A 10,805-nucleotide genomic window follows, 5' to 3' on the forward strand; every position below is an offset into this window, starting at 1 on the left:
TGCGCTGCGAAAGGGCCCGAATGACCTCTATAGTGCCCGAGGTTTGCGCTGCTGTCAGGCCACCGGGCCACGTGGATAACGCTTCAGCCGCTCGGCCAGCTCGCGCCCTGGAATCGGCCGGTCGAACAGGTAGCCCTGGCCCACGTCGCAGCGGTGCCGGCGCAGGAACGCCAACTGCTCCGGCGTCTCGATACCTTCGGCCACCACCTTCAGCTTGAGGTTATGGGCCATGGCCACCACTGCCGAGGTGATTTCCATGTCGTCCTGGTTATCCGGGATTTCGTTGATGAAGCTGCGGTCGATCTTGAGGATGTCGATCGGAAACTTCTTCAGGTAGCTCAGCGACGAATAGCCGGTGCCGAAGTCGTCCATGGCCAGGGTCAGGCCCAGGGCCTTCAGTTCGTCCAGCTGGCGGTGGGTGTCTTCGCTGGCTTCCAGCAGCAGGCCTTCGGTCAGCTCCAGCTCAAGCAAGTGCGGGGGCAGGGCTTCTTCGTTGAGGATGGTGCTGATGGACGCCACCAGGTCCGGGTCGGAGAACTGCTTGGGCGACAAGTTGATGGCCACATGCAGGTTGCCCAGCCCGGCCTCGCGCAGTTGCTTGCTCATGCGGCACGACTGGCGTACCACCCACTTGCCGATGGGGATGATCAGGCCGGTTTCTTCTGCCACGCTGATGAACTGGTCCGGGCGGATCATACCGCGCTCGGGGTGGTTCCAGCGCAGCAATGCCTCCAGCCCCAGCAGGCGGCCGCTGCGCAGGCAGATCTTGGGCTGGTAGAACACCTCCAGCTCGTTCTGGGTCAGGGCGCGGCGCAGGTTGTTCTCGACGAACAGCTTGTAGCTGGCCTCGGCGTTCAGCACCTCGGTAAACACCTGTACCTGATGCTTGCCGTTGGCCTTGGCCTTGTGCAGGGCAAGGCCGGCGTTTTTCATCAGGCTGGCGGGGTCGACGCCGTGCAGCGGTGCACAAGCCAGGCCTACCGAGGCGGTGACGTTGATCAGCTGGTTGTCGACGAACATCGGCTTGTCGAGTGTGCTCAGCAACTGCAGCGCAACGCCCTGGCCATCTTCCAGGCTGGTGTCATCGAGCAGCACGGCGAACTCGTTACTGGCAAAGCGCGCCAGGATGCCACCGCTGTGCAGGCTGTTGCGCAGGCGCCGGGCCAGGCTGATCAGCAGCTTGTCGCCGGTCTGGTGGCCGAGGCTGTCGTTGATGCGCTTGAAGTTGTCGATGTCTACCAGCAGCAGGCACATCGCGCTTTCGCCATCGCGGACGAAGCGCTCGTCCAGGCTGCGGATGAAAGCCGGGCGGTTGCCCAGGTTGGTCAGGTTGTCGGTGTAGGCCAGGCGCTCGATGCGCTGCTGGGCCAGCTTGGTCTGGGTGACGTCTTCGTAGATGCCGATGTAATGGGTCAGCTCACGGTTGTCGCCGTACACCTTGGAAATCGACAACTGTCCCCAGTAGGGCTCCAGGTTTTTACGCCGGCTCTTGAATTCGCCCTGCCAGCTATTGCCCATGGCCAGGCTGGAGGGCGAGTCGAACAGCAGTTCGCTCAGGTTTTCCAGTGCAGGCAGCTCGCCCAGCTGGCGGCCTTGCACTTCGTCGGTGCTGTACTGGGTGATGGCGGTGAAGCTTGGGTTGACGTATTCCACCCGGCCATCGCGGTTGACCAGCAGGAAGGCGCTGGCGCTTTGCTCCACCGCACGCTGGAACAGGTGCAGTGCGCTGGCCGCCGCGCGCCGGTTGTGGTTGGTGATGACCTGGGCGAACTGGTCGGCCAGCTCGCCGGCAAAGGCGATCTCGTCCGATTGCCAGGCCCGTGGCTGGCCGCTCTGCTCCAGGCACAACACGCCGACCACCTGGCCATCGACGCGGATACTGGCATCGAGCATGGCCTTGTTTTCGGGGCGCAGGCTTTGCGTCAGGGCGCGGGTGCGCGGGTCGTGGCCGGCGTTGTGGGCGTCGATGGCGCGGCTGGCGTGTAGTGCTTCAAGGTAGTCGGGGAAGCGGCTGGCATCGATGGCTTCGGGCTGGCGATGCTCCTGCGCGTCGCGGTACCAGGCGGTGATCGGTTCCAGTCGCTGGTCGTCCAGGTGCCAGATGCTGGCGCTGTCGACCTTGTAAATTTCGCAGGCGCTCTGGGTGATCAGCTGGGCGGCTTCCAGCAGGGAGTTCTCGGCGCTGTAGCGCTGGCGCGCCAGGCGCAGGATCAGGTCCTGCTGGCCGCGTACCCGCTCCAGGTGTTCCAGTTGTTCCTGCTGGGCACGCTGGTTCAGTTGCAGGGCCAGTTGCAGGCGGTTGTTGCGCGACTCCAGGTCGCTGGCGCTCTCGCCTGCGTCGTCGGGCTGGTCGTCGAGCACGCTCAGGTAACCGCGCAACAGCTGGCGGTTGTGCTGCTTGTAGGCTTCACCGGTTTCCAGCAGGCGCAGCGAGGTGGTTGGCGTGTGCAGGGAGTAGCGCACGCGGTAGTAGCCGCGCTGGGCCAGTTGCAGCTGGATCTCGTCGTGCAGCCGGTAGCGGGCCTCGGGCTCCATCAGGCTGGCGTAGGGCGCGTCCACCAGGGCACACAGGTCGGCGGCGTGCAGGCCAAACTGGCGCTCGCAGGCCGGGTCAAGGTAGAGCATGGACCAGGTGGCTTCGTTGAGCCTTTCGAAACGCAGCATACCGAGCCGCGAGGGCACGGGTAACGGCGTGACGACCTCGGCCGCCACACGGCTGGCGGCATCGGGTTGGCTTTTCATCGAAGACTCGCTTGAACAGGGAGCGCGGCCTTGGAGCGGCGGCGGATTCGGCAAGGTTGCATCATGTCCCGAGGGCTGGCAAGCGGCCATGCTTGATGCTGTGGACAGGTTATCGGCGGGTGGGGCGGAAAACTTAGATCGCGTTGGAATTTTTGCCGCTTGGGAGATCGAGCGCCGCGCGGGCGGCGCTCGATCTCCCTGGCGGCAAAACCCTATCGGCGGACAAAAAAAGCCCCGCCAATTGGCGGGGTTGAGGTACGAGCGTGGCAGCTCGAAAAGGGTACTGCCCCTCGCAAGGAGGGGCAGCGGGCTGCCTTACAGCAGCATGGTGCGGATATCGCCCAGCACGTCGCCCAGGCGCTTGGTGAAGCGCGCGGCGGCAGCGCCGTTGATCACACGGTGATCGTAGGACAGCGACAGCGGCAGCATCAGCTTCGGCTGGAAGGCCTTGCCATCCCACACTGGCTGCATGGTCGCCTTCGAGACGCCCAGGATAGCCACTTCCGGCGCGTTGACGATCGGCGTGAAGCCGGTGCCGCCAATGTGACCGAGGCTGGAGATGGTGAAGCAGGCACCTTGCATGTCGTCGGCCGACAGCTTTTTGGTACGCGCCTTCTCGGCCAGTGCAGCGGCTTCGGCAGCCAGTTGCAGCAGGCTCTTCTGGTCGACGTTCTTGATCACAGGGACCAGCAGGCCGTCCGGGGTGTCCACGGCGAAGCCGATGTGCACGTACTTCTTGCGGATGATGGCTTTGCCGCTTGGCGCCAGCGAGCTGTTGAAGTCCGGCAGTTCCTTGAGCAGGAAGGCGCAGGCCTTGAGCAGCAGTGGCAGCACGGTCAGCTTCACGCCAGCTTTTTCGGCCACGGCCTTCTGCGCAACGCGGAAGGCTTCCAGCTCGGTGATGTCGGCGGAGTCGAACTGGGTCACGTGCGGCACGTTCAGCCAGCTGCGGTGCAGGTTGGCGGCACCGACCTGCATCAGGCGGGTCAGGGCCACTTCTTCCACTTCACCGAACTTGCTGAAGTCCACCACCGGGATCGGCGGGATGCCAGCGCCACCGGTTGCACCGGCGGCTGCCGGGGCTTCCTTGGCCTTTTGCATCATCGCCTTGACGTAAACCTGCACGTCTTCCTTCAGGATACGGCCGTGCGGGCCGGTGGCAGCCACTGCGCCCAGCTCGACACCGAATTCACGGGCCAGCTGACGAACAGCCGGGCCTGCATGAACCTTGGCATTGTTGCCAGCAGCCGGTGCGGTAGCAGCCGGTGCAGGGGCAGCAGCAGGGGCAGCAGCGGCAGGCGCGGCGGCCGGAGCAGCCTCAGCCTTGGCTGGCGCCGGTGCAGCAGCAGGTGCCGGTGCAGCAGCCGGTGCAGCGCCCGCGACTTTCAGCTTGAAGATCAGGTCGCCAGTGCCGACTTCGTCTTCCAGCTTGCACAGTACTTCTTCGACCACGCCGGCAGCCGGCGACGGGATTTCCATGGAGGCCTTGTCGGACTCCAGGGTAATCAGCGACTGGTCGGCTTCGACGGTGTCGCCGACCTTGACCAGCACTTCGATGATCTTGGCCTTGCCCGACGAGCCGATGTCCGGCACGTGAATGTCCTGCACGCTGGCAGCAGCCGGGGCTGCGGCAGGAGCAGGGGCGGCTTCGGCGGCAGGCGCTGGAGCAGCAGCCGGGGCAGCGGCCGCGGCCGGAGCCTCAGGCGCCGCAGCAGCGGCACCTTCGACTTCCAACACCAGCAGCTCGTCGCCTTCTTTCAGGCGGTCGCCCAGCTTGACCTTGAGTTCCTTGACGATACCGGCCTTGGGGGCCGGAATCTCCATGGAGGCCTTGTCGGACTCCAGGGTCAGCAGGCTCTGGTCAGCCTCGATACGGTCACCGACCTTGACGAACAGCTCAATGATTTCACCTTCACCGCTGCCGATGTCAGGTACGCGAATGAGTTCGCTCACTTAAAAATACTCCTCAGCAGTCCAGTGGGTTGCGCTTGTCCGGGTCGATGCCGAACTTGACGATGGCGTCAGCCACAACCTTGGGTTCGATCTCGCCACGGTCAGCCAGGGCTTCCAGGGCAGCCAGTACCACGAAGTGGCGGTCGACTTCAAAGAAGTGACGCAGCTTCTTGCGGCTGTCGCTGCGACCGTAACCGTCGGTACCCAGGACTTTGAACTCTTTGCTCGGCACCCACTGGCGAATCTGCTCGGCGAACAGCTTCATGTAGTCGGTAGAGGCGATGACCGGGCCCTTGCGGCCGGCCAGGCATTCTTCGACGTAAGTCTGCTGTGGCTTCTGGCCAGGCTTCAGGCGGTTGGCGCGCTCAACGGCCAGGCCGTCGCGACGCAGTTCGTTGAAGCTGGTGACGCTCCATACGTCGGCACCGACGTTGAACTCTTCACGCAGGATCTTCGCGGCTTCGCGGACTTCGCGCAGGATGGTGCCGGAGCCCATCAGCTGTACGTGGTGCGCGGCTTCGCGGGTGTCTTCTTCCAGCAGGTACATGCCCTTGATGATGCCTTCCTCGACACCGGCCGGCATGGCTGGCTGCTGGTAGGATTCGTTCATCACGGTGATGTAGTAGAAGATGTCCTGTTGCTCTTCGGTCATCTTCTTCATGCCGTCCTGGATGATCACCGCCAGCTCGTAGCCGTAGGTTGGATCGTAGGTGCGGCAGTTCGGGATGGTACCCGCCATCATGTGGCTGTGACCGTCTTCGTGCTGCAGGCCTTCACCGTTCAGGGTGGTACGGCCGGCGGTACCGCCGATCAGGAAGCCACGGGTGCGGCTGTCGCCAGCGGCCCAGGCCAGGTCGCCAATGCGCTGGAAGCCGAACATCGAGTAGAAGATGTAGAACGGCAGCATCGGCTGGTTGTGGCAGCTGTACGAGGTACCGGCAGCGATGAACGACGACATGGCGCCGGCTTCGTTGATGCCTTCCTCGAGAATCTGGCCCTTCTTGTCTTCGCGGTAGAACATCACCTGGTCTTTATCGACTGGCTCGTAGAGCTGGCCGACGGACGAGTAGATGCCCAGTTGGCGGAACATGCCTTCCATACCGAAGGTACGGGCTTCGTCCGGGATGATCGGCACGATGCGCTGGCCGATTTCCTTGTCCTTGACCAGCTGCGCCAGAATACGCACGAAGGCCATGGTGGTGGAGATTTCGCGGTCGCCCGAGCCGTCCAGGATCGCTTTCAGCGTTTCCAGGGATGGGGTCGGTACGCTGAAGCTCTTGGCACGGCGCTGTGGTACGAAGCCGCCCAGGGCAACGCGGCGCTCGGCCAGGTACTTGGCTTCGGCAGAACCTTCTTCCGGCTTGAAGAACGGCAGGTTCTCCAGGTCGGCATCCTTGACAGGGATGTCGAAGCGGTCACGGAAGTGACGCAGGCTGTCGACGTCGACCTTCTTGGTGTTGTGCGCGGTGTTCTTGGCTTCGCCAGCACCGGTGCCGTAACCCTTGATGGTCTTGGCCAGGATGACGGTCGGCTGCTCTTTGTGGTTCACAGCCTGGTGGTACGCCGCGTAGACCTTGTACGGGTCGTGGCCGCCACGGTTGAGCTTCCAGATCTCGTCGTCGGACAGGTCTTCGACCATGGCCTTGAGTTCTGGCGTGTTGAAGAAGTTTTCACGAACGTACGCGCCGTCTTTGGCTTTGTAGTTCTGGTACTCGCCGTCGATGACTTCGTCCATGCGGCGCTGCAGGGCACCGTTGGTGTCCTTGGCCAGCAGTGGGTCCCAGAAACGGCCCCAGACCACTTTGTTGACGTTCCAGCCACCGCCACGGAACACGCCTTCGAGTTCCTGGATGATCTTGCCGTTGCCGCGAACCGGGCCGTCGAGGCGCTGCAGGTTGCAGTTGATGACGAAGATCAGGTTGTCCAGCTTCTCGCGGCCGGCCAGGGCGATTGCGCCCAGGGATTCCGGCTCGTCGCACTCGCCGTCGCCCATGAAGCACCAGACCTTCTGCTTGCCGGCCGGGATGAAGCCACGGGCTTCCAGGTACTTCATGAAGCGTGCCTGGTAGATAGCCTGGATCGGGCCCAGACCCATCGATACGGTCGGGAACTGCCAGAAGTCAGGCATCAGCCATGGGTGCGGGTACGAAGACAGGCCGTTGCCGTCCACTTCCTGACGGAAGTTGTTCATCTGGTCTTCGTTGATGCGGCCTTCCATGAAGGCACGGGCGTAGACGCCTGGCGAAGCATGGCCCTGGAAGAAGATCAGGTCGCCGCCGTGTTCTTCGGTCGGCGCCTGGAAGAAGTAGTTGAAGCCGATGTCATACAGGGTGGCGCTGGAGGCGAAGCTGGAGATGTGTCCGCCCAGGTCCGAGTCTTTCAGGTTGGTGCGCATGACCATGGCCAAGGCGTTCCAACGCACCATCGAGCGAATGCGGCGTTCCATGAACAGGTCGCCAGGCATGCGTGCTTCGTGGGTGACAGGGATGGTGTTGCGGTATGGCGTGGTGATCGCATACGGCAGCTGGGAGCCACTGCGGGTGGCCAGCTCGCCCATACGGGTCATCAGGTAATGAGCGCGGTCTTCGCCTTCTTTGTCGAGGACCGACTCCAGGGCATCCAGCCATTCCTGGGTTTCGATTGGATCGAGGTCTTGCATGGCTTGCTCCAGGGCGGAAAGGCAACCAGAATCGATTGCCTGAAGTTGCGACTGGCCTTATGGGCAGACGTCGTGAATTCTTGGATTACCGGGGTGTCTTCCGGCGCCGTGTAGTTTTACTACATTTGCTTGCGCATTTCATGCTTTTACACGACATGGGTAGTAGTAAAACTACATTTCTGCGACGTTTGGTCGCACCTTGGCTTGTGAGGAAAAACGTTCATGGTGGTTGGCATTGTGACGCGAACGGGTGCTTCTTGATGTTTGTTGCCAAGTTTTCGTTTTTTTCAGCTATTTCCAACTTTTGTACGACAGTCCAACCGTGGTCCGGCTTCCCCTTGGCCGCTTTTTCCCTTCTATTTCACGCCGATCAAGGATAGACCATGCGCCTGCCTTTGCCGTCCGATCTGCCCGCCACCCTCCAGCCATTGCTGGCCCGCAACCGGCAATTCCTCAGTGATGCAGTGGCCGCTCACGCCGACCTCGACCTGAATGCCTGGAGCCCGGTGCACCGGCAACAATTCGACCAGGTTGCCGCCGCCAGCGACTTTGTTCTGGGCCTGGCCCAGCGCGAGCCGGCCATGCTGTTCGAGCTGCTGGCCAGTGGCGAGCTGGAGCGGCGTTATGCGCCGGGTGAGCTGCGTGGGCAAATCGCTGCGGCCGCCCAGGCCGCGCAGAGCGACGACGAGCTGGCGCGCAACCTGCGCCGCGCGCGCAACCGCCAGCAACTGCGCATCATCTGGCGCGACATCACCCGCCAGGCAGAACTTGGCGAAACCTGCCGCGACCTGTCGGACCTGGCCGATGCCGCCATCGACGAAGCCTACCAATGGTTGTACCCGCGCCATTGCCAGCAGTTCGGCACGCCCATCGGCAACCGCAGCGGCCAGCCGCAGCACATGGTGGTGCTGGGCATGGGCAAGCTGGGGGCGGTGGAGCTGAACCTGTCGTCGGACATCGACCTGATCTTCGGCTTCCCGGAAGGTGGCGAAACCGAAGGGGTGAAGCGCTCGCTGGAAAACCAGGAGTTCTTCACCCGGCTTGGCCAGCGGCTGATCAAGGCGCTGGACCCGGTGACCGTCGATGGCTTCGTGTTCCGCGTCGACATGCGCCTGCGCCCCTATGGCTCGGCCGGCGCACTGGTGCTCAGCTTCAATGCCCTGGAGCAGTATTACCAGGACCAGGGCCGCGACTGGGAACGCTACGCCATGATCAAGGCGCGGGTGGTGGCGGGCGACCAGGCGGCCGGGGCGCAGTTGCAGGAGGTGCTGCGGCCGTTCGTGTACCGCCGTTACCTGGACTTTTCCGCGATCGAAGCGCTGCGCACCATGAAGCAGCTGATCCAGCAGGAAGTGCGGCGCAAGGGCATGGCCGACAACATCAAGCTGGGTGCCGGTGGCATCCGCGAGGTGGAGTTCATCGCCCAGGCCTTCCAGCTGATCCACGGCGGGCGCGACCTCAGCCTGCAGCAGCGGCCGTTGCTCAAGGTGCTGGCCACCCTCGAGGGCCAGGGTTACCTGCCGCCGGCAGTGGTCGCCGAGCTGCGCGAGGGCTATGAGTTCCTGCGCTATACCGAGCACGCCATCCAGGCCATCGCCGACCGCCAGACGCAAATGCTGCCGGAAGGTGAGACCGACCAGGCGCGGGTGGCCTACATGCTCGGCTTTGCCGACTGGCAGAGCTTCCACGACCAGTTGATGTACTGGCGTGGCCGTATCGACTGGCACTTCCGCCAGGTGATCGCCGACCCGGATGACGAAGACGGTGAGGGCGAACTGGTGGTGGGCGGCGAATGGTCGCCGCTGTGGGAGCAGGCACAGGACGAGGAAGCCGCTGGCCGGCAGCTGGAAGAGGCCGGTTTCAAGCAGCCCGTCGAAGCCCTGCGGCGCCTGGCCGGGTTGCGCTCCAGCCCGCAGTTGCGCTCGATGCAGCGTATCGGCCGTGAACGCCTGGATGCCTTCATCCCGCGGCTGCTGGCCCAGGCGGTGGAACATGACAACCCCGACCTGGTGCTTGAACGTGTGTTGCCGCTGGTCGAGGCGGTGGCGCGGCGTTCTGCCTACCTGGTGCTGCTGACCGAAAACCCGGGTGCCTTGCGCCGTCTGCTGACGTTGTGCGCCGCCAGCCCGTGGATTGCCGAACAAATTGCGCACTACCCGCTGCTGCTCGACGAATTGCTCAACGAAGGCCGCTTGTTCAGCCCGCCACTGGCCCCAGAGCTGGCCAGCGAGTTGCGCGAACGCCTGACGCGCATCCCCGAAGACGACCTGGAGCAGCAGATGGAAGCGCTGCGCCACTTCAAGCTGGCGCACAGCCTGCGTGTGGCAGCTTCGGAAATCAGCGGCAACCTGCCGTTGATGAAGGTCAGCGACTACCTGACCTGGCTGGCCGAGGCCATCCTCGATCAGGTGCTGGCCCTGGCCTGGCGCCAGACCGTGGCCCGCCACGGCCAGCCCAGGCGCAGCGACGGCAGCCTGTGCGACCCAGGGTTCATCATCATTGGTTACGGCAAGGTCGGCGGCCTGGAGCTGGGCCATGGCTCGGACCTGGACCTGGTGTTCATCCACGACGGCGACCCGCACGCAGAAACCGACGGCAGCAAGCCCATCGACAGTGCGCAGTTCTTCACCCGCCTGGGCCAGCGCATCATTCACTTGCTGGCCACCCAGACCAACTCGGGCCAGCTGTATGACGTGGACATGCGCCTGCGCCCGTCCGGTGCTTCCGGGCTGCTGGTCAGTTCGCTGGGTGCATTCGAGCGCTACCAGCAGAACGAAGCGTGGACCTGGGAGCACCAGGCGCTGGTGCGAGCCCGCGTGCTGGTGGGTTGCAAGCAGGTGGGCGCGGCGTTCGAAGGCGTGCGCGCCAAGGTGCTGGGCCAGGCACGCGACCTGGAGAAACTGCGCACCGAAGTGAGTGAGATGCGCGCCAAGATGCGCGGCAACCTCGGTACCAAGGCCACGGCTGCCGGTACCGCGGCCAATGCCTTCGAGGCCGGTGTGCCGTTTGATATCAAGCAAGATGCCGGCGGTATCGTCGATATCGAATTTATGGTGCAATACGCCGCTTTGGCCTGGTCTCACGACCATCCGGCCATACTCCGATGGACCGATAACATCCGCATTCTGGAAGAGCTGGAGCAGGCGAACCTGATGCCGGCCAGTGACGCGGTGCTGTTGCGTGAAGTGTACAAGGCGTTCCGCTCGGCCTCGCACCGCCAGGCCCTGCAGAAGCAGGCCGGGGTGATCGATGCGACGCAATTTGCCGATGAACGCCGCGAAGTGCGGCGGATCTGGGGTGAACTGGGTTTGACTTGAGAGTGCCGGGGCTGCAAAGCAGCCCTAAAGGTTTATGCCTCACCACCGGTGTTACACTGTCCGCCACATAGCCTGAATATAAAGAGGGGAGGCCAGGCTGTACCGCAGCCTGTAGCCTCCCCGAGCGTTTCTGG

Annotated in this window: 4 protein-coding genes; 1 reads left to right on the forward strand and 3 read right to left on the reverse strand. The window is 63.5% G+C overall.

Annotation, left to right across the window (positions count from 1 at the left end; translation table 11 throughout):
- Positions 1 to 54 precede the first annotated feature (54 nt).
- From E8E78_RS01870 to aceE, 3 genes are all read right to left on the reverse strand, one after another.
- Positions 55 to 2,742, reverse strand: coding sequence for an EAL domain-containing protein (locus E8E78_RS01870; RefSeq protein WP_016497643.1), 2,688 nt, complete (start codon positions 2,740 to 2,742; stop codon positions 55 to 57).
- A gap of 315 nt (positions 2,743 to 3,057) precedes the next feature.
- On the reverse strand, positions 3,058 to 4,695 hold the full coding sequence (gene aceF / locus E8E78_RS01875; RefSeq protein WP_016497644.1) for a dihydrolipoyllysine-residue acetyltransferase: 1,638 nt from the start codon (positions 4,693 to 4,695) through the stop codon (positions 3,058 to 3,060).
- Positions 4,696 to 4,708: 13 nt separating this feature from the next.
- Positions 4,709 to 7,354, reverse strand: coding sequence for a pyruvate dehydrogenase (acetyl-transferring), homodimeric type (aceE, locus tag E8E78_RS01880; protein ID WP_280312490.1), 2,646 nt, complete (start codon positions 7,352 to 7,354; stop codon positions 4,709 to 4,711).
- A gap of 383 nt (positions 7,355 to 7,737) precedes the next feature.
- Between aceE and glnE the strand changes: the two genes are divergently transcribed.
- Positions 7,738 to 10,671 carry a bifunctional [glutamate--ammonia ligase]-adenylyl-L-tyrosine phosphorylase/[glutamate--ammonia-ligase] adenylyltransferase gene (glnE, locus tag E8E78_RS01885; RefSeq protein WP_049273402.1) on the forward strand — a complete coding sequence of 978 codons (2,934 nt, stop codon included), beginning with the start codon at positions 7,738 to 7,740 and terminating at the stop codon, positions 10,669 to 10,671.
- Positions 10,672 to 10,805: the final 134 nt, after the last annotated feature.

The sequence above is a fragment of the Pseudomonas sp. BN505 genome (genome assembly GCF_029873175.1).
GTDB classification, from domain to species: domain Bacteria; phylum Pseudomonadota; class Gammaproteobacteria; order Pseudomonadales; family Pseudomonadaceae; genus Aquipseudomonas; species Aquipseudomonas putida.

Excerpts from the sequence above, each read along its gene's own strand:
- E8E78_RS01870 (WP_016497643.1), bottom strand. The coding sequence starts at position 2,742 with ATGAAAAGCCAACCCGATGCCGCCAGCCGTGTGGCGGCCGAGGTCGTC.
- glnE (WP_049273402.1), top strand. The coding sequence starts at position 7,738 with ATGCGCCTGCCTTTGCCGTCCGATCTGCCCGCCACCCTCCAGCCATTG.
- aceE (WP_280312490.1), bottom strand. The coding sequence starts at position 7,354 with ATGCAAGACCTCGATCCAATCGAAACCCAGGAATGGCTGGATGCCCTG.